A 24,642-nucleotide genomic window follows, 5' to 3' on the forward strand; every position below is an offset into this window, starting at 1 on the left:
GATCCTTTTGAACAGCGCCGTACTGATTTCTTTGTTCCTGTTTCTTGCCATGCCGTATCAAACGCACATCGGGCACTGGGCGATGACAGGCTTTTTTTAGCCGCTCTTAGCAATTAGCAATAGGCGCCTGCCACACGCAAGGCGGACGAAGGCGCCATGCCCCACCCGGGCTGGCGCCTTTTTTATTGTTCGCGCAGTTCAACGGCATCGCCCATTGCTGCCGCATCCGCATCCGGCGGGCGAGCGAATGGACGGGACGCAAACCACCCAGCCGAAGAGGCACGTCGCGGTCAAGGCGGCCAATCCGCTCAAACCGCGCACCAACGAGCGCCCCGGGCAGGTGCCGGGCAAGCGCCGGGCACGGCATAAGCGCTTCGTAGTGGATAGCTTCCGATGCGTGCTGATAAAGCGACCGCGGCCAAACACACCCAAAATACCGGGGTGCGGGCGGCCTGTGTGGGCGGGCCGGTAAAATCATCGCATCCCGCCCCCAGTCAACCTGACGGCATCCTTAGAACGTGCTCACGATTGAGCAGTGGTCGCCCGATCGCAAACACGTTCCCAGGGGATGCCGTTTTCATTTGCCATTCCGCCATGAGCGACACCACTGCCCAACCCGGCCTCGACAGCCTCTCCAAGTCCTTCGAACCCGCCGCCCTGGAAGCCCACTGGGGCCCCGAGTGGGAGCGCCGCGGTTACGGCGCGGCGGGCGTTCGTGGCACCGGCGCGCCCCAGGCCGGCGCACCGTCTTTTGCCATCCAGCTGCCGCCCCCCAACGTGACGGGCACGCTGCACATGGGCCATGCGTTCAACCAGACGATCATGGACAGCCTCACCCGGTACCACCGCATGCGCGGGCACAACACGGCCTGGGTGCCTGGCACCGACCACGCCGGCATCGCCACGCAGATCGTGGTGGAGCGCCAGCTGCAGGAACAGGGCATCAGCCGCCACGACATGGGCCCCACCCCGCCCGAGGCGCGCAAGAATTTCGTCGCCAAGGTGTGGGAGTGGAAGGAAAAGAGCGGCAACACCATCACCACGCAGATGCGCCGCATGGGCGACAGCGTGGACTGGAGCCGCGAGTACTTCACCATGGACGACAAGCTCTCCAGGGTGGTGACCGAGACCTTCGTGCGCCTGTACGAGCAAGGCCTGATCTACCGCGGCAAGCGCCTCGTCAACTGGGACCCCAAGCTGCAGTCCGCCGTGTCCGACCTGGAAGTCGAGAACGAAGAAAAAGACGGCTCGCTGTGGCACATCGCCTACCCCCTGGCCGACGGCTCGGGCCAGCTCGTGGTGGCCACCACGCGCCCCGAGACCATGCTGGGCGACGTGGCGGTGATGGTGCACCCCGAGGATGAGCGTTACAAGCACCTGATCGGCCAGAAGGTCAACCTGCCGCTGTGCGACCGCCAGATTCCGGTGATTGCCGACGACTACGTGGACCGCGAATTCGGCACCGGCGTGGTCAAGGTCACGCCCGCGCACGACCAGAACGACTACGCCGTGGGCCAGCGCCACCAGCTGCCGATGATTTGCGTGCTGACCCTGCAGGCCACGGTGAACGAGAACGCCCCGGCCAAATACCAGGGCATGGACCGCTTCGTGGCGCGCAAGGCCGTGGTGGCCGACCTCGAAGCCCTGGGCCTGCTGATCGAAACCAAGAAGCACAAGCTCATGGTGCCGATCTGCACCCGCACCGGCCAGGTGGTCGAGCCCATGCTGACCGACCAGTGGTTCGTGGCCATGAGCAAGGTGGGCGCGGGCGACGCCACCGGCAAGAGCATTGCGCAAAAGGCCATCGATGCCGTGGCCAGCGGCGAGGTGACCTTTGTGCCCGAGAACTGGGTCAACACCTACAACCAGTGGATGAACAACATCCAGGACTGGTGCATCAGCCGCCAGCTGTGGTGGGGCCACCAGATTCCGGCCTGGTACGACGAAAACGGCAACGTGATCGTGGCCCGCAACGAGGCCGAGGCCCAGGCCAAGGCCCCGGGCAAGCAGCTGCGCCGTGACGAAGACGTGCTCGACACCTGGTATTCGTCGGCCCTCGTGCCGTTTTCCACCATGGGCTGGCCGAACCAGGGCGACAGCGCCACCGACGATTTCAACCTCTACCTGCCCAGCAGCGTGCTGGTGACGGGCTACGACATCATCTTCTTCTGGGTCGCCCGGATGATCATGATGACCACGCACTTCACGGGCCGCGTGCCGTTCAAGCATGTGTACATCCACGGCCTGGTGCGCGACGCACAGGGCAAGAAGATGTCCAAGTCCGAAGGCAACGTGCTCGACCCGGTGGACCTGATCGACGGCATCGCCCTGGAGCCGCTGCTCGACAAGCGCACCACCGGCCTGCGCAAGCCCGAAACGGCGCCCACCGTGCGCAAGAACACGCAAAAGGAATTCCCCGAGGGCATTCCGGCCTACGGCGCCGATGCGCTGCGCTTCACCTTCGCCGCGCTGGCCAGCCTGGGCCGCAGCATCAACTTCGACAGCAAGCGCTGCGAGGGCTACCGCAACTTCTGCAACAAGCTCTGGAACGCCAGCCGCTTTGTGCTGATGAACTGCGAAGGCCAGGACTGCGGGCTGGATGCGAGCCAGGGCTGCACCGAGAGCTACATGCACTTCAGCCAGGCCGACCGCTGGATCACCTCGCTGCTGCAAAAGACCGAGGCCGAGGTGGCCAAGGGCTTTGCAGAGTACCGCCTGGACAACGTGGCCAACACGATCTACGACTTCGTCTGGAACGAGTACTGCGACTGGTACCTGGAAATCGCCAAGGTGCAGATCCAGAACGGCACCGAGGCCGAGCAGCGCGCCACGCGCCGCACGCTGATCCGCACGCTCGAAGCCATCCTGCGCCTGGCCCACCCCATCATCCCGTTCATCACCGAAGCCCTGTGGCAGACGGTGGCACCCGTGGCCGGATTGAAGGGCGAGTCGGTCAGCATTGCCCGCTACCCCGAGGCCCAGCCCGAGAAGATCGACGAGGCTTCCATGGCCCACATGGGCCGCGTCAAGGGCCTGGTGGACGCCTGCCGCGCCCTGCGCGGCGAGATGAACGTCTCGCCCTCCACCCGCCTGCCGTTGTTCGTGGTGGGCGATACCGCCTTCATGCGCGGCGTGGCCCCGGTGCTGCAGGCCCTGGCCAAGCTCAGCGAAGTCAAGGTGTTTGACGACGAGGCCGCCTGGGCCGCCGCCGCACAGGCCGCGCCCGTGGCCGTGGTGGGCGATGCCCGCATGTGCCTGTACATGGAGATCGACGTGGCCGCCGAAAAGGCCCGCTTGACCAAGGAAGCCACCCGCATCGAAGGCGAGATCACCAAGGCAAACAACAAGCTCTCCAACGAGGCCTTTGTGGCCAAGGCCCCCCCGGCCGTGATCGACCAGGAGAAAAAGCGCATCGCCGACTTTGGCGCCACGCTGGCCCGCCTGCGGGACCAGCTGGCCCGCCTGGGCTAAGGCTCTTTTCACCACCCACCGCACGCACCATGATCCAGCCCAACAACACCCCCGTCCGCAAAGCCGTGTTTCCCGTGGCAGGCCTCGGCACCCGCTTCCTGCCGGCCACCAAGGCATCGCCCAAGGAAATGCTGCCCGTGGTGGATAAGCCGTTGATCCAGTACGCCGTGGAAGAAGCCTACGCGGCCGGCATCCGCCACATGATCTTCGTCACCGGCCGCAGCAAGCGCGCCATTGAAGACCATTTCGACACCGCCTACGAACTGGAGGCCGAGCTGGAAGCCGCCGGCAAGAAAGAGCTGCTGGAGCTGGTGCGCTCCATCCAGCCCGACGACATGGACTGCGCCTTTGTGCGCCAGCCGCGCTCGCTGGGCCTGGGCCATGCCGTGCTGTGCGCCGAGGCGCTGGTGGGCAACGAGCCCTTTGCCGTGCTGCTGGCCGACGACCTGATGGTGGGCCCGCCCGGTGGCGAAGCCGTGCTGGCGCAGATGGCCACCGCGTTTCGCCAGCAGGGGCGCTCGGTGATTGCCGTGCAGGAGGTGCCGCTCGACCAGGTCCACCGCTACGGCATCGTGGCGGGCGAGCCCGCCGGCGGCCCGCTGATCCGCATCGAGCGCATCGTTGAAAAACCCAAGGCCGACGTAGCCCCTTCGCGCATGGGCGTGGCCGGCCGCTACATCCTCACGCCCGGCATCTTCAACGAGATCCGCAACCAGCCGCGCGGCGTGGGCGGTGAAATCCAGCTCACCGACGGCATCGCCCGCCTGATGCAGAACGAGGCGGTGTATGCCTTTCAATACGAAGGCAAGCGCTACGACTGCGGCAGCAAGGAAGGTTTCCTGGAAGCCACGGTGGAGCTGGCCCTGCAGCACCCGCAGGTGGGCGCGCAGTTTCGCGAATACCTCAAGGCCCTGGCGCTGTAACCTCGCGCTTCACTTGCGATAGCTGCCAGCGTTTTCCAGAAAAGCGCTGGCAGCCATTCTGACTAGCGCCGCCGCAGAACATGGATGTATTCCACCCCCTCCGTCTTCTGCTCCACCAGTTCATTGCCGGTCTGCTTGGCGAAGGCCTGGAAGTCACGCAGCGAGCCGCCGTCGGTGGCCAGCACCTTGAGCAGCTGGCCGCTGGCCATGTCGGCCAGGGCCTTCTTGGCCTTGAGAATGGGCAGGGGGCAGTTCAGGCCCCGGGTGTCGATTTCTTTGTGAATTTCCATGGTCTTCAATCCTTTGGCAGTTGCAGTTGCGGGTCGTCCAGCCCGCGCCGCCGTTCTGCATTTTCCTCGGCCGTAAAAAACACCGGCTCGTGCCCCCGCGTGCGCAACCAGTCGGCCAGCGCGTAGCCCGTGCCCGCAGGCCAGCACCTGAGGTCTGGCAGATCGTACAGCCGATAGTCCACCAGCTCGGGCGACAGCCGCACCTCCCCTTCGGCCACCACATGGTAGGCAATGATGATCTGGTTCATGCGCAGAAACTCGTAGGCCCCCACCAGCGTGGTGGAGCGCACATCGAGGTTGGTCTCTTCCTTGACCTCGCGCGCAATGCCTTCCTGCGGCGACTCGCCCGCCTCCATGAAGCCGGTGATCAGCGCAAACATCTTGCCCGGCCAGGCCGCATTGCGCGCCAGCAGCACCTTGCCGTCCATCTCCACAATGGCCGCCAGCACGGGCGTGGGGTTGTTCCAGTGCGTCCAGCCGCAGGCGGGGCAGCGCAGCCGCTCCTTGTAGCCGCCATCTTCCGCCAGGATGATGGCTTGCAGGGCGGTGCCGCAGTGCGTGCAGTGGCGTGCTTCGTAATGCATAGACTATTATTTTTGTAGCTACCAGCGCTTATCCATCAAGCGCCAGAAGCCGATTTCAGCAAAAACCGGTTTCCACCATGGCCGATGGCATCACGCAGGAAACACGCCGGTGGACAGATAGCGGTCGCCCCGGTCGCACACGATGAAGACGATGGTGGCATTGCTCTCGCGCTGTGCGATCTGCTGCGCCACCCAGCAGGCGCCCGCTGCCGAAATGCCCCCAAAGATGCCCTCCTCGCGCGCCAGGCGGCGGCACATTTCCTCGGCGTCGTCCTGGCTCACATAGACCATCTCATCGACCGCCGTGGCGTCGTAGATCTTGGGCAGATATTCCTGCGGCCACTTGCGGATGCCCGGAATGCGCGAGCCCTCTTGCGGCTGCGCCCCGATGATCTGGATGGCCGGGTTCTTCTCTTTCAGGAAGCGCGACACCCCGGTGATGGTGCCCGTGGTGCCCATGGCGCTCACAAAGTGGGTGATGCGCCCGCCCGTCTGCTCCCACAGCTCGGGGCCGGTGGTCTCGTAGTGGATGCGCGGGTTGTCGGGGTTGGCGAACTGGTCCAGCACCTTGCCCTCGCCACGCTTTTGCATGGCCTCGGCCAGGTCGCGGGCATGCTCCATGCCGCCACTCTTGGGCGTCAGCACCAGCTCGGCGCCAAAAGCCTTCATGGTCTGCGCGCGCTCGATGGACAGGTCCTCGGGCATCACCAGCACCATGCGGTAGCCCTTGATGGCCGCCGCCATGGCCAGCGCAATGCCGGTGTTGCCCGACGTGGCCTCGATCAGCGTATCGCCGGGGCGGATGTCGCCACGCTCTTCGGCGCGCCGGATCATGGACAGCGCAGGGCGGTCTTTCACCGACCCGGCCGGGTTGTTGCCCTCCAGCTTGCCCAGCACCACATTGCCCCGCGCTGCGTTGTCCTGGGCCCCAATGCGCTGCAGCGCCACCAGCGGTGTCTGGCCTACCGCGTCTTCAATCGTCGGATATTTCATACGCCCTACTGTGCCATAATTCAGGGCTTCACATATTCTGCCCGGGTGGTGAAATTGGTAGACGCAGGGGACTCAAAAATAGGGACTTCTACGTAGGTCTCGCTTGAGGCCACTGCCTGCCAAGCCGCATGGGACAAGGGGTTGAGTGACAAATCGCCTCTTGATCGAGATGCCAGCATTTCGAGCCAGGAGTCAACTAGGAGCCAGGACGATGCAAGCTGGCTCCCAGTGAGTAGTAGGTAGTTGAAGTAGCATCGTGCGTCATGCCCGAGTGGTGAAATTGGTAGACGCAGGGGACTCAGACCAAATTTGAGCCCTCCGGGGGAAACCCCAGAGGTGAAGCCCGTCAAACTCGGCGAAGGCCCTGGACGCAAGTCCGAGCTAATACCGAGCCAAGCCCTGGAGCCGAAAGGCTCCTCGGAAGGTGTAGAGAGCAGACGGCGGGCACCTAAGGCTGAAAGGCTATGGTGAAGGCGTGCTCCAGCCCACGAACGCTGTTTCTTCGGAGACGGCGGCGGCGAAAGCCGAAGTGGGAAGAAAATCCCCCGCCGCAAGGCGTGCCGGTTCGATTCCGGCCTCGGGCACCAATTCGGAAGCCACCCCTGTTCACGCAGGGGTGGCTTTTTCGTTCTTGGCCTGCCTGCGCCTGAACGCCCTATCCCCCGCCATAAAGGCTTCCAGCATGTGCGGGATCAGCGTCATGGCATCGACCGCCTCGCCATACGCCTGAGCGTGCAGCGTGGCGTAGCGGTCGAGATCGGATTTCAGACTGACCGGGCACGAGAATGTGAGCTTCGTGCTCTCAGTCTTGGGCAGCGGCCCAAGCCGCAGTTTCTTGGTCGTGCTCATTGCATTCCTCCCCTTTGGAAGAACATCGGCTGGTACGGCCGCAACACTAAATCGCGGTTGGCGATGATCCGTACCGGCAGGCCCGGTCGTTCGGTCAGCGTCGGCTGGATATTCATGTTGCGCCGGGTCATCTCCTGGCCCACGTGGTTCACGCTGTCTTGCGCGCTGTCACGCCCGGCGATCACGATACGGTTGCCGTTCTGCCGGTTCTCGGGCACGGCCAGCTCGGCGCCCACGCCCAGCAGGGTTGTCAGCGCCGCGCCGGCGAAGACGCGATCCCAATGCCAATCAACGCCATCCTCCAAACCGGAGTAGCCAGCCGGATCGGTGCCCGCGAGGTTGTCGAGCTTCAGCGAAGACGTGTCGGGCAGGATGATCCGGTTCCACACCACCTGCACGCGGCTCTGCCCGTAGCTCACCTGGCTGTTGTACTTGCCCAGGATGCGCGAGCCCTGCGGGATCAGCAGAAACTTGCCCGTCGCCGTGTCGTAGACCGGCTCCGTCACCGTGGCGATCACGTCGCCCGGCAAGTCCGACTTGATGCCTGTCACCAGCGCCCCGGCGATCACCGTTCCGGCCATTACCTGGTACGGCGAGGACGGCATTTGCAGATTGCCGGAATTGCGGGTTTCCGTAGAGCCGCCTTTCAGGAAAGCCTCTTTCTGGTCTTGCCGGTTCTGCACGGCGGTCGGGTCGGAAGGCTGGGCCGCAGTCGAGGCCGGGCCAGCGGCCAACGGGTCGAAGCCCTCCAAAGCCGATGCCGAGCCGGCTGCCGCGACCTGCGCAGTGGCCGGCGCAGCGCCCTTGCCGGGAGTACCCGAGCGGAAGAACACCGAGGAAGCTGCGGCTGCCTCGGCTTCCTTGCGCCGTGCATCCTCCGGGTCATGACCCGGTGGCGCATACGTCGGTGTCGCCGGCTGCTGCGACTTCACGATGGCCGGGCCAAGATCGCCCGGCAGCGGTGGCCCCAGCTCCGGCACCTTTGGCAGCTTGGAGTAATCGGATGGCAAGCCATCCAGTCCTTCCGACTTCGACACACGATCGACGTTGTAAAGCTCGGTCTGCTCGCCCGCGCCGCGCCGATGCGGCTGCAATGACCAGATCGTCGCCCCAAGCACGGCGACCGACAGGCCACCGGTGAGCATGGTCAAGGTGCGCCGATTCAGGCGCGTGACCGGGCGCGGTTGGGCGCGCAGCGCCACCGCCTCGGGCGCGACCTTGCCCGCCTGCGGCGCAAGGTCAGGGGAATCGTCCTGGCTCATGGTCAATTCCTCCGCGTGCCGTCTGTTCGCTCAATCCGCACCACATCGCCCTTGTCTCCGCCCAAGCGCAGTTCGGCCGCGCCGAACAGCCGATCCACGATGTAGTACGGCGCGCGGAAGCGGTAGTTCACCAACTGCCCGTCACCCTGCGCGCCGATCACGAACAGCGGCGGCAGCTCGCCCTGGGCGATGCCCGGCGGAAACTGGATGTAGACCTTCTCGCCATCGTCGAAAGCGCGCAGCGGCTTCCACGGCGGATTGCTGCCGCTGACCGCGTAGCGAAAGCGGATCTTCTCCAGCGACAGGCCCGCATCGACCGGCGCGGCGGCGCTGGCCGCCTGCGACTGGCGCTGCAAGGCCAGCATCTTGTCCTTGGGATATTCCCAGGACACCGACGCCATCCAGGTCTTGTCGGTCGAAGTCAACTCCAGCAGGTACGTCCTGCGGCTGGTGGTGATGACGAGATTGGTCTTCAAGCCCGAGCGGATCGGCTTGACCATGACGTTCACGCGCAAGTCCGCGCCAGAACCGCTGGACGTGTCGCCCACGATCCAGCGCACCGTGTCACCGGCAGCCACCGTCACCAGTTCCTCGCCCGGCTGGAGCGCGATCACGGTCACACGGCCCACGGCCGCATAGACCTGGTACAGCGCGCCATCGGTGAAGGGCCACACCTGAATCGCATTGACGTACCCCTCGCGCGTGGGCGCAATGCGCGCTTCGGCATTGGCGCGGGACACGCGCACGGTTTCATCGGCGGGTTCTGCAGCGGGCTTGGCGTCCGGGATGGGTTTCATCTGCGCCGGCATAGCCAACACCTCGGGCACAGCCACGACTTCGACCGGCTTCGGCGCCTCGGGCAGCGGCTGGGCCTGCACCGGCTCATCGAGCGAAATGTGCGGCGGCGGCTTGCCCTGCGTGGCGCAGCCAGAGAACAGCACGGTCGAAGCCAGAAGCATCACCGGCAAGGCGGATTTACGGAAAAGATCATTCATGGTTTTGCTCCTTCGTTTCCTTCCAGTTCGCGGCTCCACGACAGCCCGTTGACGTAGATGCCCAGGGGGTTCTTGCGCACGCGCTGCTCGGTGCGCGGCGTCTGCTGCACGATGGACACCACCGCGTTCCAGCGCTCGGTGCGATCGAGCGCACCGTTCACAAAGCGCGTCTCCGTCCAGCGCACGTTGAACGACGTGTCGCTGGCGCGGGTCACGCTGCTGATCTGCACCGTCACCGACTCCTTGCCGATGCGTGCGAACGGATCGTTCACGCGGGCGTACTCGTTGAGCACCACGGCGCCCTTATCGGTCGTGTAGTCGTAGGCATCGAGCCAGTTCTGCCGCACCACGATCGGGTCGATGGACAGCGAGCGCACCAGACCGATGAAGCGGCCCAGGTGATAGGCCACCTGGGCATCGCTGGGCCGGTACGGTGTGGCGGCTTCGCCGACAGCACGCACCTGGCCCGCGTTGTCCACTTCGATGACGTAGGGCGTGACGATGGATTGCGCGGAGCGCCAGACCAGGCCGCCCGCCATCAGAACCGCCAGCGTGAGACACCCGAAGGCCATGAAGCGCCAGTTCTTCGCCTGCACGCGGGCCGAGCCGATGCGCTCGTCCCAGACTTGCGCTGCGGATTGGTACGGGGTGGCAGGCTGCGGCGTGTCGGCATAGCGCACCTGCGGTCGTTTGAATCGCATGGGAGTTCTCCTTGAAGATCAGGAATCGGAATCGCGCAGGCTCGGGCCTTGGCTGGAGCTGCCGCCATCGCCGCCGCGCAGCGTGTGGGCGGTGGTCGTGGCGGCATGGGTGAGCTGCTGCCTGCGGTGCAGGCGCTTGGCCCAGGCGGGTTGTTCGGTGGGAGGGGTTGTGGCGGGAAATTCGCTCGCGGCCTGTGCAGCACCGCCCCCCGAGGCCGATCCGGCGTCATCGGGTCGAAAAGCCGCCGCCATGCGCTCCTTCATCGAGCGCGCACCATCGGCCACTTTCTGCCCGGCCGCTTGCGCGCCGGTTTTCGCAACATTGCCCACGCCGGCGGCGGCACCCTTGAGGCCACCACCGGCCGAGGCGGAGCCCGCCTGGTACGCCGACTTGGCGCTGCTGGCAGTCGATGTCACCGAGCGAGCGGCGGCAGGTGCCATGCGCGCCCCGGCCGCCACGGCACTCCCGACGCCAGAGGCCGCGGCGCCGACCGCCACAGCGGTTCCAGCGGCGCCCAATGCAGCACCGGCCATCGCACCCGCACCAAGCTGCGGCCCACCGGACACCAGCCCCGTCGCAATGCCCGGCCCGAAGATGCCCAAGGCCAACATGGACAGCGAGGCCAGCATGATGACCAGCGCCCGATCAATCGAAGGCTCCGCGCCGGCCGGTATGTTGAACTCGGAGAACAACCCCGACCCGATGCCCACAATGACTGCGAGCACCAGCACCTTGATGCCCGAGGACACCACGTTGCCCAGCACCTTCTCGGCCAAGAACGCCGTCTTGTTCCAGAGAGCGAATGGCACCAGCACGAAGCCCGCCAGCGTGGTCAGCTTGAACTCGATCAACGTGACGAAGAGCTGCACCGCCAGCACGAAGAAGCTGACGATGACCACCATCCATGCGAAGAACAGCACGACGATGGGCATGATGTTGATGAACACCTCGGGGAAGCCCGCCATCTGCTTGATCTGCTCAAGAATGGGTGCCCCGGCGTCGATGCCCACTTTGGCGAGCCTCCCCGGCTGCAGGAAGTTGCCCATGCTCAGACTGGAGCCGCTGGCCGTCAGGCCCAAACCGGCGAACGAGCGGAACACGATGCCCGCCAAGGTGTTGAAGTTGCCGATGATGTAGGCGAAGGCACCGACGTACAGCACCTTGCGGATCAGCTTGGCGATCACGTCCTCGCCCTGGCCGGTGGCATGGCCCATCGCCCAGAACAGCCCGGCGAGCGTCATGTCGATGACGATCAGCGTGGCTGTGAGAAACGCCACCTCGCTGTGCAACAGCCCGAAACCCGAGTCGATGTAGCGCGAGAAGGTGTCGAGGAAGCGGTCGATGACCGTCACGTCATTCATGACATGGCCCCGTCAGTTGCCGTAGAAGTTGACGGGGTACGGCGTGTACGGCGTGCCTTCACCCAGGAAACGCCGATTCACCTCGCGGCCACGCTCTACGGCGGCGGCCTGCCGCGCCAGCTCCAGCGAAGCGGCACGATCCTGGGTGATGCTCAGGCGCTGCGTCTGGATGGACTGCTTGGCTTGCAGGGCCAATAACTGGTTCATGGCCTGCATCGCCTGCAAGGCACCCACTGCCGATTGGCTCTTGCCCACGAGGTCGGCCAGCACACCTTCGTCGTCGCCCAGGTTCTGCGACGCCTGGGCCTGCATCTGCATGGTGGTCTGCAGGCCGGTGAGCGTGTTCTTCCAGCGTTCCTGGGCGTCGCGGTACATCTGGTCTCCGCTCACCGTGGCGGCGTACTGCTCCGGGTACAGGCGCCGGAACTCCCGATCCAGATTCGTCACGTCATAGGCCAGGCCCTTGGCCTGCGCGATCAGCCGCTGCGTGGCTGCCAGGTTCGCGCGCAACTGGCCCACCACGCTGGACGGCAGGCTGGCGAGGTTGCGAGCCTGGTTGATGAGCATCTGCGCCTCGTTCTGGAGCTGCTTGATCTGGTTGTTGATCTGCTCCAGCGTGCGGATCGCGGTCAACGTGTTTTGCACGAGGTTCGTGGGGTCGATCACGACCCATTGCGCATGGGCGGTGGCGGTGCAAAGCATGGCCGCGACGGCGGCGGCGAGAAGACGCTTTTTCATGATGGGTTCTCCTGGGGATGGGTGGACGGGAACGAGGACAGCAGCTCGGCGGCCCAATGCAGGCCGCGATGGCGCAGCCAGGTGGCTGCGAACGGGGTGGATGCGGAAGAAGCCAGCACCGCGTCGATGTCGCGCTGGTCTTGCGGTGTGGAAGCACCCGCGAAGGCCAGGGTCGCGGCGCCCAGGTCGAGGTCGAACAGGCGGTTGCCGAGGCGGGATTGGTAGTAGTAGTCCCGCTTGGGCTGTGCAGTCGCCACGATCTCGATCTGGCGGCTGTTGAGGCCGAAGCCCTCGTAGATCGTGCAAATCTGCGGTTCGGTCGCCTGCGGATTCGGCAGAAAGATGCGGCTGGCGCAGCTCTCGATGATGGCCGGCGCGATGCTCGAATCCTTGATGTCGGCCAGGCTCTGCGTGGCGAAGATGACCGACACGTTCTTCTTGCGCAACGTCTTGAGCCACTGGCGAATGCGCGCGGCAAACACCGGATCGTCGAGGAACAGCCACGCCTCATCGAGGATCAGCAGCGTGGGCGCACCGTCGAAGCGTTCATCGAAGCGCGCAAAGAGGTAGTGCAGCACGGCCATGACGGCGGCCTTGCTGTGCATCAGCTCCTCCATCTCGAAGCACTGCACGGAGCCGGCGCCCAGACGATCCGAGTCCGCATCCAGCAGCTTGCCGTGGGCGCCGCCCAGCACGTAGGGCGCGAGCGCCTGCCGCAGCGCGTTCGATTGCAGCAGGACGGACAGGCCGGTCATCGTGCGCTGCTCCAGCGGAGCACCGGCCAGGCTTCCCAGCGCCGACCAGATGGCGGCCTTCTCTTCGGGGCCGACGGCCACCCCCTCATGTCGCAGGCGCCCCTCGATCCATTCAGCCGCCCAGGTGCGGTAGCCCTCGCGGTCGATGCGCGCGAGCGGCTGGAAAGCGATCTCGCCATCCATCCCGAGGTCGTAGTGCTCACCGCCCAGGCCCAGGATGGTGGCGCGCATCGAGCGCCCCATGTCAAAGGCGAAGATGCGCGAGCCGCGATAGCGCCGGAACTGCATCGCCAAGGTGGCAAGCAGCACCGACTTGCCCATGCCCGTGGGGCCGGCCACCAAGGTGTGGCCCACGTCGCCGATGTGCGTCACCAGCCGGAACGGCGTCGCGCCTTCGGTGCGAGTGACGATCAGCGGCGGGCCGTCGAGATGGTCGTTCTTCTCCGGCCCGGCCCATACCGCTGACACCGGCATCATGTGCGCTAGGTTCAGCGTCGAGACGATGGGCTGGCGCACGTTGGCGTAGGCATTACCCGGAATGGACGACAACCACGCATCCACGGCGTTGAGTGTTTCGGGAATCGTCACGAACCCGCGTCCTTGGATGGCGCGCTCCACCATGCGCAGCTTCTCGTCGGCCACGGCGGCATCCGCGTCCATGACGGTGACGGTCGCGGTCAGATAACCAAAAGCCACCTGGTCGCTGCCCAGTTCCTGCAGCGCGGCATCCGCGTCGGTCGATTTGTTGCTGGCGTCGGTATCGACCAGCGGGGTTTCCTGCTGGAAGATGGTTTCGCGCAGCAGCGCGATGACGTTCTTGCGCTTGGCGAACCACTGGCGACGCAGGCGGGAGAGTTCTTTTTCCGCATCGGCTTTGTCGAGGCAGAGAAAGCGCGTGCTCCAGCGGTACGCAAAGCTGAGGCGGTTGAGGTCATCCAGAATCCCCGGCCAGGTCGAGGTGGGGAAGCCCCGCACCGTCGCCACGCGCAGGTGCTGGTCGCCCAGCATCGGCGCCAGTCCACCGATCAGCGGCGCGTCGGCCAGCAGCGCGTCAAGGTGGAATGGCACCTCGGGCACGCCCACGCGATAGCGCCGTGTGGACACGGTGGCGTGCAGATAGGTCAGCGTCTGGCTGTCATCGAGCCACGCGATCTCCGGCATCACGCCGTCGAGCAGGTCGAAAATCCGATCCGTCTCCGCGACGAAGGCAGTCAGGCGCTCACGCCAGTCCACGCCTTCGGTGGGGCGGTTTTCGTAGAGCATCCCCGCCGCGCGGGCGCGGGCCTCCTCCGGCGGCAGGTACACGAGGGTCAGGTGGTAGCCGCTCTCGAAGTGGTTGCCCGAGTCCTCGAAGGCGGCGCGGCGCTCCTCGTCCACCAGCCACGACAGCGGCTCGGGAAACTCCGAGTGCGGGTAGTTGGCGGCGGGCCGGCGGTCGGCCTCGATGAACAAGGCCCAGCCCGAACCCAGGCGGCGCAGCGCATTGTTCAAGCGCGCGGACGTGGAGATCAGCTCGCCTTGCGTGGCGCTGTCGAGATCGGGGCCACGAAACCGGGCCGTGCGCTGGAACGAGCCATCCTTGTTCAAGACGACGCCCGGCGCGACCAGCCCGGCCCACGGCAGCCAGTCGGCGAGCAAGGCCGGGCGCTGGCGGTATTCGGCAAGGTTCAGCATGGCATCACCTCACACGTCCAACAGCGGCCGGTGCTTGATGTGGCGGGCGAAGACCTGCATGAACTGCGGATCGACACGCGCGCCCCAGACCGCCAGCGCATGGCCGACGATCCAGAGCACCACGCCGGGAATCCACAGTTGCAAGCCCAGCCCCACGGCCGCAGCCAGCGTGCCGTTGGTGATGGCCACGGTGCGCGGCGCGCCGCCCATCAAAATCGGCTCGGTCAGCGAGCGATGCAGCGGCACCTCGAAGCCGGGCGCGAAGCCCTGCAAGCCATCGTGGGCCGCATTCATACGACGGCCCCGCCCGAGAAGCTGAAGAACGACAGGAAGAAGCTCGACGCCGCAAACGCGATCGACAGGCCGAACACGATCTGGATGAGCTTGCGGAACCCGCCCGAGGTGTCACCAAAGGCCAGCGCCAGGCCCGTGGCGATGATGATGATGACCGCGATGATCCGGGCCACCGGCCCTTGGATCGACTCCAGGATGGACTGCAGCGGACCCTCCCAGGGCATCGAGGAACCGGCGGCCTGGGCCGTGCCCGCAAGCAGCAGCATCAGTGCCGCGAGCATCAGACCCTGCAGGGCCGGGCGAGCCAAGCCATCCAACCGTGCGGGCCGGGGCAACGAATTTGCGGAAATACGGAAAGCAGGAACGATCATCTGCGTCATAGCAGTTCTCCAGAGTGGTTGAGGGACAGGGAGGAAAGGTCGGACTGCGGCAGCAGCTCGGGAAACGGCGCTTCCAGCGCGTCCGCCAGTTGGTAGCCCGCACCGTCGAAGCCGACGACGCGGGCGATGCTCTCGATGCGGCGCTTGCGCCCACGCCCGGCGATGTGGATGACCACATTGACCGCTTCCGCGATCAGCGCACGAGGCGGGTTCACCGCTACTTCGAGAATCAGTTGCTCCAGGCGCAGCAACGCGCCCAGCGCGGAGCCGGCGTGGATGGTGGCGATGCCGCCCGGATGGCCGGTGCCCCACACCTTGATGAGATCCAGCGCCTCGGCGCCGCGCACCTCGCCGACGACCACGCGATCCGGCCGCAGGCGCATGGACGAGCGCACCAGCTCGGTCATGGACACGACGCCTGCGCGCGTGCGCAGCGGTACGTGGTCGCGGGCCGCGCATTGCAACTCCACCGTGTCTTCAAGCACCAGCACGCGGTCGCCGGTGGCGGCAATCTCGGCGAGCAAGGCATTCGCCAAGGTGGTTTTGCCCGTGCTGGTGCCACCGGCGATCAGGATGTTCTGGCGCTCGCGCACGGCGCGCACCAGCAGGCCCGCCTGCGCGGCGGTCATCATTCCGTCCTCGATGTAGCGCGACAGCGGGATCACGCCAAAGGCACGCTTGCGCAACGCGAAGGCCGGCCCCGGCGCAGCGGGCGGCAAGATGCCCTCGAAGCGTTCGCCGGTTTCCGGCAACTCGGCTGTCAGCAAGGGCTGGCCGCGATGGACTTCCGCGCCGACGTGAGCAGCCACAAGGCGGATGATGCGTTCGCCGTCTGCTTCGGACAGCTCCACGCCCATCGGTGAGCGCCCCGATGAAAGCCGGTCGATCCACAAGGTGCGATCCGGGTTGAGCATGATTTCCACCACGTCCGGGTCTTCGAGCGCGGCGGCGATCAGCGGCCCCATGGCCGTGCGCAGCATCTGGATGCGGCGATCCAGGGAAACGGCGGTGAAGGAAGGAACGGCGCTCATACAGCAGGCTCCTGCACATCACCCATGCGCGAGGGATCAGGGTGCAGTTCCTCCACCACGTCACGCACCAGGCTGCGCCCGCGCAGCAGATGCCGGCCCAACTGCTCCACAAACTGCTCGAAGCGCGCCTTGCCCTGGGCGCGCGCGGCCTCTTGATGAGCCTCGGGGACGGGTGTGCTGACCGTGAGGTAGTAGCGGATGAACAGCGCCAAGGTTTCGATGGCAATGTTCTGGTCGCGCTCCATGCGCTCGGCATGGCGCGACAGACGATCCAGCCGCTTGGCGATGGCCGCCTCGCGCTGGTCGGCGGCATCGGGCGACAGCCACGATGCGAGCGCCGCCGCGACGATGGACGACTTGGACACGCCTTTCTTGGCGGCCAGTTCATCCAGCCGCTTGCCGTGCTCGGGCTGGATGAACACATTGAGGCGGTGTTGGGTCATAGGTCGATTCCGTCGTTGGGGTCAAGGGATGCCAGCCGGGCCGCGCGTTGCAGGGCTGGGTCGGGCTGGCGTGGAAGAGGAAGCGGTGAGTCGTCGTCATCCAGCAGTGCAAGGTCGGTAGCGACGTGATCCGGCTCGGCGTCGTAGGCGACGGTCTCGGAGAGTTCGGGCTGGCGGCGCGGGCCGCCGTCGTCGGCCGAACCCAGGCTCTCCAAGCCATCGGCGGCTTGAGCGGCCGGTGCAGCCGCAACAGCGGGGATTGCCAGGCCGCTCCAGTCGTCGGCCCGTGAGGGCGGCACATCGGCATAGCGCCCGGCCGCGAACGCGGGCGGCGGCAGCACACGCCGCTTGAAATTGCTGTCCGCGTAGTAGCGCAGCTTCTTGGCCTTGATCGGCGCCACGCTGGACACCATCACCACCGCCTCGTCAGGCGGAAGCTGCATGACTTCGCCCGGCGTCAGCAGCGGACGTGCCGTTTCCTGGCGCGACACCATCAGATGGCCCAGCCACGGCGCGAGCCGGTGGCCCGCGTAGTTGCGCTGCGCGCGTAGCTCGGTCGCGGTGCCGAGCGTTTCGGAAATCCGCTTGGCCGTGCGTTCGTCGTTGGTGGCGAACGTCACCCGCACATGGCAGTTGTCGAGGATCGAATGGTTCTGGCCGTAAGCCTTGTCGATCTGGTTCAGGCTCTGCGCGATGAGGAAGCTGCGGATGCCGTAGCCCGCCATGAAGGCCAAGGCCGTCTCGAAGAAGTCGAGCCGCCCGAGTGCGGGAAACTCATCGAGCATCAAGAGCAGCTTGTGGCGGCGGGCAATGCCGTCGCTGCCGTCCAGCGATTCGGTGAGGCGTCGCCCGATCTGATTGAGGATCAGGCGGATGAGCGGCTTCGTCCGTGAAATGTCCGAAGGCGGAACAACGAGGTACAGCGACACCGGATGCTCGGCCGCGATCAGGTCAGCGATGCGCCAATCGCAGCGCGAGGTGACTTCGGCCACCGTAGGGTCGCGATAGAGACCCAGGAACGACATGGCCGTGGACAGCACGCCCGAACGTTCGTTGTCGCTCTTGTTGAGCACTTCGCGCGCCGCTGAAGCCACCACCGGATGCGGCCCACCACCTTCCTCATTCACGAGGTGCGGCGTGGTCATCATCCGGTGCAATGTCAGCTCGAAGGGACAGGCCGGGTCGCTGAGGAAGTTGGCGACGCCCCGCAGCGTCTTGTCCTCGCCCGCGTAGAGCACATGCAGGATGGCCCCGACCAGCAGCGCGTGCGAAGTCTTCTCCCAATGGTTGCGCCGCTCCAGCGCGCCCTCGGGGTCAACCAGGATGTCTGCGATGTTCTGCACGTCACGCACCTCATGCGCGCCGCGCCTCACTTCCAGAAGTGGGTTGTAGGCGGCAGAGTTCGCATCGGTGGGGTTGAACAGCAGGCAGTGCGAGAAGCGCGAGCGCCATCCTGCGGTGATGCTCCAGTTCTCGCCCTTGATGTCATGGATGACGGCGGACGCAGGCCAACTCAACAAGGTCGGCACCACCAGACCGACGCCCTTGCCCGAGCGCGTGGGCGCGAAGGTCAGGACGTGTTCCGGGCCTTCGTGTCGCAGATACTGGTGATCGTGCTGACCGAGGAGCACACCAGCAGGCTGCGTGAGCCCTGCCTTACGAATGTCCTCTGCATTCGCCCAGCGTGCCGAACCGTAGGTCGTGACCAGGCGTGATTGGCGCGAGCGCCAGATCGACATGCCAATGGCGACCAGCACGGCGACCAGGCCGCTGCCGCCGGCAATCGCGCCGCCGATGTCGAAGACACGCGGCGCATAGGCGTCGAAGAAGAACCACCACTCGAACAACCGCCACGGGTGGTAGACCGGCGTGCCCAGGAAGTCGAACCAGGGCGAGCCAAGGCGTACTTGATAGCCAAGGGCTGCTGCCGTCCATTGTGTGGCTGCCCACACGCCGGTGATCACGATGCCAAATACGGCGGCAATCTGACCGAACAGCACGTTCGTTCCCTGCATAAGCTGGCCTCCGATTTCTCCTGCACGCACTCCGTTGAGGGCGGCACAACCGTGTGCCGCAGGCGTCAGGATCGGGTGCCGGCTCAGTGCCGGTCAAAGACCGTTATCGGAAGAAAGGTCGAGGAAAAAACAAGAATTCGCGCAGGGGCGAAAGATGCAAAAATGCCGCAGGCGTGGGCGCGCTGCGGCGTGTTGAGAAAAAATCCGATGCTGCGCAGTCAACTGACCACGTTTAGAACTTCGGCGGTTCCTTGGGCGGCGTGTATGGCACCTTGCCATCGCCGAAGAAGCGCCGGTTCGTCGCTTCGGCAACCCGGTTGCACAGTTCATCGCCCAGCTTGGCGCGATTCAGTTTGCACTGCTCGCGCAGTTCCTTGAGGCGAGCGGGATGTGCCACCAGCGACTCGACGGTCTCGGTTGGTGCGGATTTGCCGCAGGCAGTCAATGCGGCCGCGAGCATCAGCAGCACGATCTTGCTCATAGCTCGGTCTCCTCTTGAGAGTTAGGTGGGACGGACTCTGAAGATTTGTCGCCTTCATGCGATTCAATGGCCGCCACCCGTTCAATGAAGCGTGCCAGCGCCTGCGAAGGCGCGGTACTTGGGCGCAGCATGTAGGTCGTGAGCATGGGCGCGCGTCCCTCCAGGGGCCGTGCCACCACACCCCGCTCTCGGCTGGAGGCGATATGCGCGGCACCAGCCAGCCCCAGGGCCAGGCCAGACGACACCACCGCCATCATCAGGTCGAAGGTCGCGGCGTGCTGGGTGATCAAGGGTTCCTGCTCCATCCGGCGCAGAACACGATCAATCTGGCGGGCATGCCCCTCGCACATCTCCGGGTCACACAGCACCAACGGATAGCGCAGAACTTCCTCCAGCGGCACGCGCTTGAAGGCAAGCAAGGGATGGCGCTCAGGCACTGCCACCATCAGCGGATCATCCCAGACTGACTCTGCGATGATGCCGTCACCTACTTCGTTGGCCATCGAAAAGCCAACGTCGTACAGGTCGTCGTGCAAACCCTTGATCTGCTTGGCCAGCGGCACCTCGAACAGTCGGATATCGACCTCCGGGTCTTCCTCCCGGCAACGCGCCAACAACACCGGCAGGCGCGATGGCGTGATGCCATCGGACAGCGCAATGCGCAGTTGGCCGTGATAGCCGTTGGCCGCAGCCTTTACGCTGTCTCGGGCCTGCTGCATGGCGGCAAAGACACGGGGGACATGCTCCATGAACAGTTTTCCGGCACGAGTGATTCGGGTGCTGCGGGTAGTACGCACGAAAAGCTGAACGCCCAGTTCTTCTTCCAGTTCCCTGATGGCACGTGACAGCGGCGATTGCTCAATGTGCAGGCGCTCCGCAGCGCGGGCGAAGTGCAGCTCTTCAGCGACGGCCAGAAAGTAACGCAGATGGCGCAACTCCATGAATCAACTCCCTTATGAAAGTGATTTCTGGAGTTGCAAATCCATTGTCCAGCTGAAGCCCGCGGTGCGCTGCGGTTGCAGGCCAAAGAGCTGGAAGACGCTGGTCTTGGATACGCTGGTTTCGGCGGCCATCCGTCTCCGGCTCGCGCAAATCGCAAAGAACTGCTTCCCCAGAATTCGCGCTCAGGGCGCAGCTTGGATTTCCGTGACAACCAGCTTCCCGCCTTCGCTGGCGGCCACGAACTTCACCTTGTCGCCTGGCTTCAGGTTGGCGAGCATGCTTTTGTCCTTGGCGGTAAACACCATGGTCATGCCCGGCATGTCCAGATTCTTGATCTCGCCGTGCTTGATGGTGACCTTGCCATTGTCCGCATCGACCTTCTTGATCTCGCCATCGGTCCACGAGGCCGACGAGGCCGCCGCTGTCTGGGCTTGACCAGACGCGGTTTGCGCATGGCTGGTCAGCGGCAAGGCAATGCCCAGGGCCAGGGCGGAAATGGCGAGCATCTGCTTGATGGTGTTCATGATGTCCTCACAGGTATGAATGGGAAAATGGAATGGGCTTATTTCTTGCCAACCTGAACGACACCCTTCATGCCGGCTTCGTAGTGGCCAGGCATCAGGCAGGCGAAGTTCACGGCTCCCGCCTTGGTGAACTGCCAGACGATCTCGCCCTGCCTGCCAGGCTGCAGCGTGACCTTGCTGGGCTCGTCATGTTCCATGTCCGGGAACTTGCGCATCTGCTCCAGATGCTCCAGCAGTTCCTTTTCGGTGCCCAGGCTGAGTTCGTGCTTGATTTGCCCCGTGTTCTTGACGACGAAACGCACGGTTTCACCCTGCTTGACCTGAATGTTCGACGGCGTGAAGCGCATGTTGTCGCCCATCTCGATGTTGATGGTGCGCTTGGCCTGGGCGGCAACGCCTGGCTTACCGATGGCCGTTTCGCCACCCTCGTCATGGCCATGGCCGCCAGCGTGGTTGCCGCTGGCAAAGGCAGCGCCCGATGCGGCCAGCGCAGCGATGGCGAAGAGTTGAGAAAGCGTAGAACGCGTGAATTTCATGGATGATCTCCGGTTGAAAATTGAAGGGAAAACTCAATGCTCGCCATGCGAGGTGGGCTTGCGCACGTTGACTTCGATCGGCGTTGCAGGCTTGCGCATGCGTGGCATGGACTGGCCGCCTTCGGCACTGAAGCGCGCGGGCTCGGCCATGGGACCGGTGTACTTGTGCGCCACCGTGCCTGCGGGATGCTTAAACCAGCCGGGGTCTTTGTAATCACCGGGCTTTTGGTTGCGGCGCACCTTGACTACGCTGAACATGCCGCCCATCTCCACTGATCCAAACGGTCCCTGGCCGGTCATCATGGGAATGGTGTTGTCGGGAATGGGCATTTCCATTTCGCCCATGTCGGCCATGCCGCGTTCGCCCATGGCCATGTAGTCTGGGATGAGGTTGTTGACCTTCTTGGCCAGGCCACTATGATCCACGCCGATGAGCGTGGGGTTGTTATGACCCATGGCGTTCATGGTGTGGTGGCTCTTGTGGCAGTGGAAAGCCCAGTCGCCTTCTTCGTCAGCCAGGAACTCGATCTGGCGCATCTGCCCCACAGCCACGTCCGTGGTCACCTCATACCAGCGCGTGCTCTTGGGCGTAGGGCCTCCGTCGGTACCCGTGACCAAGAACTCGTGACCATGCAGGTGCATCGGGTGATTGGTCATGGTGAGATTGCCGATACGAATGCGAACCTTGTCATTGAGGCGGACATTCAGGGAATCGATACCAGGAAAGACGCGACTGTTCCATGTCCACAGATTGAAGTCGGTCATTTCCGCAACCTTGGGGGTGGCTGCTCCAGGCTCAATGTCATAAGCATTGAGGAGGAAGCAGAAATCTCGTTGGACCTCGTCGATGAGCGGATGCTGGGCTTTAGGATGCGTGACCCAGAAACCCATCATGCCCATGGCCATCTGTACCATCTCATCCGCGTGCGGGTGGTACATGAAAGTGCCGGGTCGGCGTGCCACGAATTCGTAGACGTAGGTCTCGCCGGGTTGGATAGCTGGCTGGTTCAACCCTGCAACGCCGTCCATGCCGTTGGGCAGACGCTGACCATGCCAGTGAACGCTGGTGTGCTCGGGCAGCTTGTTGGTGACGAAGATGCGTACGCGGTCGCCTTCCACCACTTCAATCGTGGGGCCGGGGCTTTGACCGTTGTAACCCCACAAGTGGGCCTTCATGCCGGGTGCCATTTCGCGCACCACCGGTTCGGCCACCAGATGGAACTCCTTGACGCCCTGGTTCATGCGCCATGGCAGTGTCCAGCCGTTGAGCGTGACCACCGGGTTGTAGGGGCGACCCGAATTGGGCACCAATGGCGCCATGGTGTTCGGGCTGGTTTGGATCACCGGTTCTGGCAGAGCAGCCATTGCTACGCGGCTCACCGCGCTGGCGGCGATGGCCCCGCCGGCTATGCCGGCAAACTTGAATAAATCTCTTCTGGATGTCATGGCAATCGTCTCTGCATCAATGGCCGGCTTCGCCGCTGCTGGGCGCGCTGGACGTGACGGATAAGCTGGTGGTGGTGGGACGCCCGATCACGGACGCCTGCAAGGCCGCATCGGCCAGCCAGAATTGCTGCTGCGCATCGATGGCCGCCATGACGGCGCTGACTTGATCTCGCGCGTCGGCCAGCAACTCGAAGGTGCTGATGAACATGCCGTTGTAGAGAAGCTGGTTCTCATCCGAGATGACCTTGCGCAGCGGCACCACCTCGTCGCGGTAGTGGCGCGCCACGTCATAGGCGGTGCGATAAGCCGAATAGCTTTCGCGCAAGCTGGAGCCCGCTGAACGCACCGTGGCTTCGAGCTGGTTGGCTGCAGCCAGGGTGCGGGCATTCATCGCCGAGCGCTGCATCCCGCCCCAGTCGAAAATGGGCAGGCGCACAGCGATCTCCCAGCCACGCGCGGTCGAGCGTGTACCTTCAGCGTTATCGAAGGTGGTGTTGCGACGCCAGGTGAGTTCAATGTCGGTAAAGCTCGTCACCATGGTCAAACCCTGCGCCTTGGCCGCCGAATCCATTCCAGCCTGCGCCAGGCGAACATCCAGACGCGCCTGGGTCGCCATGGAGGCCACTGCCTGAGGCTCCTGCGGCTGTTTGGGCAGGTCGGGCAAACGTTCCGGCAACTGAAGCGCTTGCGTTTGCCCTTCATCCAAGCCTAGCAAGCGCACCAACTCCTCCCGGCTGGAAGTGACTTGGTGCTGAGCCGTGCTCAAGCGCGTGGCCGCGTCGGCGTAGAAAGCTTGCTCACGTGCGCGGGTGATGCGGTTGAAGTTTCCCGCACCCTGCATGCGCTTGGCCAGTTCCGCTCCCGCCTCGGCGCTCGCATAAACCTGCTTGGCGTAGCTGAAGGACTGCTGCGCAACGACCGCGCGTACCCAAGCCTGGCGCACGCGAGTGATCTGATCCACCACGTCGCCAGTCAAGCGCAGTTGAGACTGCTCGATAAGCCCGGTGGCAACACCTCTACGGGTCGGCAGAGTCAGCAAGTCCAGCAGGCCCACGGACAACGCGCGGGCTAGTTCCAGTTCAGGGCCGGCTGTCATGCGCTCAAAACTGAAGATGGGATTGCCAATCCGGCCCACCTGTGCCGCGTCGGAAGATTCCGCCCAGCCTTGTGCCAGCAGGGCTTGCAAGGACGGGCTGTTGACCAGCGCCAACCGAACGGTCTCCTTCTGCCCCAGCGGCTGCGCCAGCAAGGTCTGGGCTGCCTGCGCACGCTGGTCGCGCTCTTCCTGGGTTCGTGCCAGAGAAAGCTTGCCTTCAGTGAAGCTGCCCGCTTCGTCATTGACACGCCGGATGTTCTGATCCAGGCTGACACTGGCACAGCCGGTCAGCACCGCCAAACCGAGCGCGGACAGCGCCAGCTTGGCGCGCGTAGCACGCAAAGGCATCATGGCTTGGCCCCCCGGTGCTGACCTGTATGTACATCGTTGGAGCCTGCCGCATCTTGAGCGGATGCGGGCACGCCGGTCTTGATTTCCTTGGCATAGGCTCGCCAGCCACCGATCCGGCCCACTCGATCGTTGGCTTCGCGCCAGGATTGCACGGGCTGATCCGCATAGGCTTGGTAAGCGCCAATGGCGGACGAGTACTGCAACTTCGTCGGCAGTGCAGGCTGGGGGGACTTGGCATCTGCCGGGACTTGGGCGGCAGCCGCCCCTGCGAACAATGCCAGCGCCCAGGGCAGCAGGGCCTTGATGGATGGCAAGCGGTGGGAAATAGCCATGGTCTCCTCTGGAAGAGTCTTTGATCTCACGATGTGGAGATTCTGAGGAGGCCACCCTTTCGTCCAGATGTTCCGAACAGGCGGATTCAAAAGTGAAGTGCAACACCTGCCAACCTGTAAGGTCAGCAGATGCACTCCTCCCCTTCGCAGTACCGCCAGCTCCAGCCTGAAGAC

At 64.6% G+C, this 24,642-nt stretch carries 24 protein-coding genes; 2 read left to right on the top strand and 22 right to left on the bottom strand.

Features of this window, described 5'->3' with window-relative positions:
• Window positions 1-594 precede the first annotated feature (594 nt).
• Together BLW02_RS17645 and galU are read left to right on the top strand one after the other, a co-directional pair.
• On the top strand, window positions 595-3,471 hold the full coding sequence (locus BLW02_RS17645) for a valine--tRNA ligase (RefSeq protein ID WP_092701005.1): 2,877 nt from the start codon (window positions 595-597) through the stop codon (window positions 3,469-3,471).
• A gap of 29 nt (window positions 3,472-3,500) precedes the next feature.
• Complete coding sequence (gene galU / locus BLW02_RS17650) at window positions 3,501-4,394, top strand: UTP--glucose-1-phosphate uridylyltransferase GalU (protein ID WP_026434554.1); 894 nt, start codon at window positions 3,501-3,503, stop codon at window positions 4,392-4,394.
• A gap of 62 nt (window positions 4,395-4,456) precedes the next feature.
• On the opposite strand, the gene BLW02_RS17655 is transcribed toward galU, so the two are convergent.
• The 22 genes from BLW02_RS17655 to BLW02_RS17760 all read right to left on the bottom strand — a co-directional run bounded on the left by BLW02_RS17655 (window position 4,457) and on the right by BLW02_RS17760 (window position 24,468).
• Window positions 4,457-4,684, bottom strand: a complete 228-nt coding sequence (locus BLW02_RS17655; protein WP_026434555.1) for a sulfurtransferase TusA family protein — start codon at window positions 4,682-4,684, stop codon at window positions 4,457-4,459.
• 5 nt (window positions 4,685-4,689) lie between these two features.
• Window positions 4,690-5,268 (bottom strand): NUDIX domain-containing protein, encoded by a 579-nt coding sequence (locus BLW02_RS17660; RefSeq protein WP_026434556.1) that lies wholly within the window; start codon window positions 5,266-5,268, stop codon window positions 4,690-4,692.
• Between the two features lie 90 nt (window positions 5,269-5,358).
• Window positions 5,359-6,261: a cysteine synthase CysM gene (cysM, locus tag BLW02_RS17665; RefSeq protein WP_092701008.1), complete on the bottom strand. Its 903-nt coding sequence runs from the start codon at window positions 6,259-6,261 to the stop codon at window positions 5,359-5,361.
• Window positions 6,262-6,867: 606 nt separating this feature from the next.
• On the bottom strand, window positions 6,868-7,110 hold the full coding sequence (locus tag BLW02_RS17670) for a DUF2274 domain-containing protein (protein ID WP_092701011.1): 243 nt from the start codon (window positions 7,108-7,110) through the stop codon (window positions 6,868-6,870).
• Complete coding sequence (locus tag BLW02_RS17675; RefSeq protein WP_092701014.1) at window positions 7,107-8,372, bottom strand: TraB/TrbI/VirB10 family type IV secretion system protein; 1,266 nt, start codon at window positions 8,370-8,372, stop codon at window positions 7,107-7,109. Before BLW02_RS17675 ends, BLW02_RS17670 begins: the two co-directional genes overlap by 4 nt.
• A gap of 2 nt (window positions 8,373-8,374) precedes the next feature.
• The gene (gene trbG, locus BLW02_RS17680; RefSeq protein ID WP_092701017.1) at window positions 8,375-9,367 is read right to left on the bottom strand and encodes a P-type conjugative transfer protein TrbG; all 993 of its coding nucleotides are present in this window, start codon (window positions 9,365-9,367) and stop codon (window positions 8,375-8,377) included.
• Window positions 9,364-10,068 carry a conjugal transfer protein TrbF gene (trbF, locus tag BLW02_RS17685; protein ID WP_092701020.1) on the bottom strand — a complete coding sequence of 235 codons (705 nt, stop codon included), beginning with the start codon at window positions 10,066-10,068 and terminating at the stop codon, window positions 9,364-9,366. Before trbF ends, trbG begins: the two co-directional genes overlap by 4 nt.
• Window positions 10,069-10,086: 18 nt before the next feature.
• Complete coding sequence (gene trbL / locus BLW02_RS17690) at window positions 10,087-11,430, bottom strand: P-type conjugative transfer protein TrbL (protein WP_092701023.1); 1,344 nt, start codon at window positions 11,428-11,430, stop codon at window positions 10,087-10,089.
• A 12-nt stretch (window positions 11,431-11,442) separates the two neighbouring features.
• Entirely contained in the window at window positions 11,443-12,168 is a 726-nt protein-coding gene (gene trbJ / locus BLW02_RS17695; RefSeq protein ID WP_092701025.1) for a P-type conjugative transfer protein TrbJ, read from the bottom strand.
• A complete protein-coding gene (gene trbE, locus BLW02_RS17700; RefSeq protein ID WP_092701028.1) occupies window positions 12,165-14,597 on the bottom strand; it encodes a conjugal transfer protein TrbE in 2,433 nt (810 codons plus the stop codon). Before trbE ends, trbJ begins: the two co-directional genes overlap by 4 nt.
• A gap of 9 nt (window positions 14,598-14,606) precedes the next feature.
• Complete coding sequence (locus BLW02_RS17705) at window positions 14,607-14,891, bottom strand: VirB3 family type IV secretion system protein (RefSeq protein WP_092701031.1); 285 nt, start codon at window positions 14,889-14,891, stop codon at window positions 14,607-14,609.
• A complete protein-coding gene (locus BLW02_RS17710; protein WP_092701034.1) occupies window positions 14,888-15,271 on the bottom strand; it encodes a TrbC/VirB2 family type IV secretion system protein in 384 nt (127 codons plus the stop codon). Before BLW02_RS17710 ends, BLW02_RS17705 begins: the two co-directional genes overlap by 4 nt.
• On the bottom strand, window positions 15,268-16,302 hold the full coding sequence (gene trbB / locus BLW02_RS17715) for a P-type conjugative transfer ATPase TrbB (RefSeq protein ID WP_092701037.1): 1,035 nt from the start codon (window positions 16,300-16,302) through the stop codon (window positions 15,268-15,270). The genes BLW02_RS17710 and trbB overlap by 4 nt, the downstream gene beginning before the upstream one ends.
• Complete coding sequence (locus BLW02_RS17720) at window positions 16,299-16,745, bottom strand: CopG family transcriptional regulator (protein ID WP_092701039.1); 447 nt, start codon at window positions 16,743-16,745, stop codon at window positions 16,299-16,301. The genes trbB and BLW02_RS17720 overlap by 4 nt, the downstream gene beginning before the upstream one ends.
• Window positions 16,742-18,760: a conjugal transfer protein TraG gene (locus tag BLW02_RS17725; protein WP_092701042.1), complete on the bottom strand. Its 2,019-nt coding sequence runs from the start codon at window positions 18,758-18,760 to the stop codon at window positions 16,742-16,744. The genes BLW02_RS17720 and BLW02_RS17725 overlap by 4 nt, the downstream gene beginning before the upstream one ends.
• Before the next feature lie 232 nt (window positions 18,761-18,992).
• The gene (locus BLW02_RS17730; RefSeq protein WP_092701045.1) at window positions 18,993-19,241 is read right to left on the bottom strand and encodes an EexN family lipoprotein; all 249 of its coding nucleotides are present in this window, start codon (window positions 19,239-19,241) and stop codon (window positions 18,993-18,995) included.
• Complete coding sequence (locus tag BLW02_RS17735) at window positions 19,238-20,182, bottom strand: LysR family transcriptional regulator (RefSeq protein ID WP_092701048.1); 945 nt, start codon at window positions 20,180-20,182, stop codon at window positions 19,238-19,240. Before BLW02_RS17735 ends, BLW02_RS17730 begins: the two co-directional genes overlap by 4 nt.
• 183 nt (window positions 20,183-20,365) lie before the next feature.
• Window positions 20,366-20,707, bottom strand: a complete 342-nt coding sequence (locus tag BLW02_RS17740; protein WP_092701051.1) for a copper-binding protein — start codon at window positions 20,705-20,707, stop codon at window positions 20,366-20,368.
• 38 nt (window positions 20,708-20,745) lie between these two features.
• The gene (locus BLW02_RS17745; protein WP_092701054.1) at window positions 20,746-21,243 is read right to left on the bottom strand and encodes a cupredoxin domain-containing protein; all 498 of its coding nucleotides are present in this window, start codon (window positions 21,241-21,243) and stop codon (window positions 20,746-20,748) included.
• 33 nt (window positions 21,244-21,276) lie between these two features.
• Complete coding sequence (locus tag BLW02_RS17750) at window positions 21,277-22,689, bottom strand: multicopper oxidase family protein (RefSeq protein ID WP_092701057.1); 1,413 nt, start codon at window positions 22,687-22,689, stop codon at window positions 21,277-21,279.
• A gap of 16 nt (window positions 22,690-22,705) precedes the next feature.
• A complete protein-coding gene (locus BLW02_RS17755) occupies window positions 22,706-24,136 on the bottom strand; it encodes a TolC family protein (protein WP_092701060.1) in 1,431 nt (476 codons plus the stop codon).
• Window positions 24,133-24,468 (bottom strand): hypothetical protein, encoded by a 336-nt coding sequence (locus BLW02_RS17760; RefSeq protein WP_167544082.1) that lies wholly within the window; start codon window positions 24,466-24,468, stop codon window positions 24,133-24,135. Before BLW02_RS17760 ends, BLW02_RS17755 begins: the two co-directional genes overlap by 4 nt.
• Window positions 24,469-24,642 lie beyond the last annotated feature (174 nt).

The organism is Acidovorax soli, assembly GCF_900107605.1.
GTDB classification, from domain to species: domain Bacteria; phylum Pseudomonadota; class Gammaproteobacteria; order Burkholderiales; family Burkholderiaceae_C; genus Acidovorax; species Acidovorax soli.

What these genes read in the sequence shown, in the direction of transcription:
- BLW02_RS17710 (WP_092701034.1), bottom strand. Translation starts at nt 15,271, where the DNA reads ATGACGCAGATGATCGTTCCTGCTTTCCGTATTTCCGCAAATTCGTTG.
- BLW02_RS17755 (WP_092701060.1), bottom strand. Translation starts at nt 24,136, where the DNA reads ATGATGCCTTTGCGTGCTACGCGCGCCAAGCTGGCGCTGTCCGCGCTC.
- trbJ (WP_092701025.1), bottom strand. Translation starts at nt 12,168, where the DNA reads ATGAAAAAGCGTCTTCTCGCCGCCGCCGTCGCGGCCATGCTTTGCACC.
- galU (WP_026434554.1), top strand. Translation starts at nt 3,501, where the DNA reads ATGATCCAGCCCAACAACACCCCCGTCCGCAAAGCCGTGTTTCCCGTG.
- BLW02_RS17670 (WP_092701011.1), bottom strand. Translation starts at nt 7,110, where the DNA reads ATGAGCACGACCAAGAAACTGCGGCTTGGGCCGCTGCCCAAGACTGAG.
- BLW02_RS17740 (WP_092701051.1), bottom strand. Translation starts at nt 20,707, where the DNA reads ATGAACACCATCAAGCAGATGCTCGCCATTTCCGCCCTGGCCCTGGGC.
- trbL (WP_092701023.1), bottom strand. Translation starts at nt 11,430, where the DNA reads ATGAATGACGTGACGGTCATCGACCGCTTCCTCGACACCTTCTCGCGC.
- trbB (WP_092701037.1), bottom strand. Translation starts at nt 16,302, where the DNA reads ATGAGCGCCGTTCCTTCCTTCACCGCCGTTTCCCTGGATCGCCGCATC.
- BLW02_RS17720 (WP_092701039.1), bottom strand. Translation starts at nt 16,745, where the DNA reads ATGACCCAACACCGCCTCAATGTGTTCATCCAGCCCGAGCACGGCAAG.
- BLW02_RS17735 (WP_092701048.1), bottom strand. Translation starts at nt 20,182, where the DNA reads ATGGAGTTGCGCCATCTGCGTTACTTTCTGGCCGTCGCTGAAGAGCTG.
- BLW02_RS17725 (WP_092701042.1), bottom strand. Translation starts at nt 18,760, where the DNA reads ATGCAGGGAACGAACGTGCTGTTCGGTCAGATTGCCGCCGTATTTGGC.
- BLW02_RS17730 (WP_092701045.1), bottom strand. Translation starts at nt 19,241, where the DNA reads ATGAGCAAGATCGTGCTGCTGATGCTCGCGGCCGCATTGACTGCCTGC.
- trbG (WP_092701017.1), bottom strand. Translation starts at nt 9,367, where the DNA reads ATGAATGATCTTTTCCGTAAATCCGCCTTGCCGGTGATGCTTCTGGCT.
- BLW02_RS17675 (WP_092701014.1), bottom strand. Translation starts at nt 8,372, where the DNA reads ATGAGCCAGGACGATTCCCCTGACCTTGCGCCGCAGGCGGGCAAGGTC.
- BLW02_RS17760 (WP_167544082.1), bottom strand. Translation starts at nt 24,468, where the DNA reads ATGGCTATTTCCCACCGCTTGCCATCCATCAAGGCCCTGCTGCCCTGG.
- trbE (WP_092701028.1), bottom strand. Translation starts at nt 14,597, where the DNA reads ATGCTGAACCTTGCCGAATACCGCCAGCGCCCGGCCTTGCTCGCCGAC.
- BLW02_RS17705 (WP_092701031.1), bottom strand. Translation starts at nt 14,891, where the DNA reads ATGAATGCGGCCCACGATGGCTTGCAGGGCTTCGCGCCCGGCTTCGAG.
- BLW02_RS17660 (WP_026434556.1), bottom strand. Translation starts at nt 5,268, where the DNA reads ATGCATTACGAAGCACGCCACTGCACGCACTGCGGCACCGCCCTGCAA.
- BLW02_RS17645 (WP_092701005.1), top strand. Translation starts at nt 595, where the DNA reads ATGAGCGACACCACTGCCCAACCCGGCCTCGACAGCCTCTCCAAGTCC.
- cysM (WP_092701008.1), bottom strand. Translation starts at nt 6,261, where the DNA reads ATGAAATATCCGACGATTGAAGACGCGGTAGGCCAGACACCGCTGGTG.
- BLW02_RS17745 (WP_092701054.1), bottom strand. Translation starts at nt 21,243, where the DNA reads ATGAAATTCACGCGTTCTACGCTTTCTCAACTCTTCGCCATCGCTGCG.
- trbF (WP_092701020.1), bottom strand. Translation starts at nt 10,068, where the DNA reads ATGCGATTCAAACGACCGCAGGTGCGCTATGCCGACACGCCGCAGCCT.
- BLW02_RS17655 (WP_026434555.1), bottom strand. Translation starts at nt 4,684, where the DNA reads ATGGAAATTCACAAAGAAATCGACACCCGGGGCCTGAACTGCCCCCTG.
- BLW02_RS17750 (WP_092701057.1), bottom strand. Translation starts at nt 22,689, where the DNA reads ATGACATCCAGAAGAGATTTATTCAAGTTTGCCGGCATAGCCGGCGGG.